The organism is Psychrobacter sp. AOP7-B1-24, assembly GCF_052376215.1.
Lineage (GTDB): Bacteria > Pseudomonadota > Gammaproteobacteria > Pseudomonadales > Moraxellaceae > Psychrobacter.
On record NZ_JBQSVL010000229.1, the window covers coordinates 1 to 322 of the forward strand.

Consider the following 322-nt stretch of genomic DNA (forward strand, 5'->3'; position numbering starts at 1 on the left):
CACTGATAAGATGACGGACTCTGGCGTGATCGCCTCTGTTGGTACAACAGGCGACTCTTATGACAACGCATTGGCTGAGACGGTTAACGGGCTTTATAAGTCTGAGGTGATTGAGTATCTAAAAGAACAATGGCATGGCGTGAACGATGTTGAATTGGCAACCCTTGAATGGGTGGACTGGTTTAACAAAACCCGTTTGCATAGCACGATTGGATATGTGTCACCTTTTGAATTTGAAAAGCGGTATTATGATAATTTAACCCTGTCAGGCATTGCTGCCTGACTCAAGTAAAACACTCTCCGATAAAGTCGGGGCGGTTCA

The 322-nt window shown here is 45.0% G+C and carries 1 protein-coding gene; it reads left to right on the forward strand.

The window, feature by feature from the left end:
• Positions 1-283 (forward strand): integrase core domain-containing protein (locus ACT3QP_RS15135; RefSeq protein ID WP_444526075.1); only part of this gene is annotated, 283 nt, incomplete at its 5' end.
• Between the last annotated feature and the right edge of the window lie 39 nt (positions 284-322).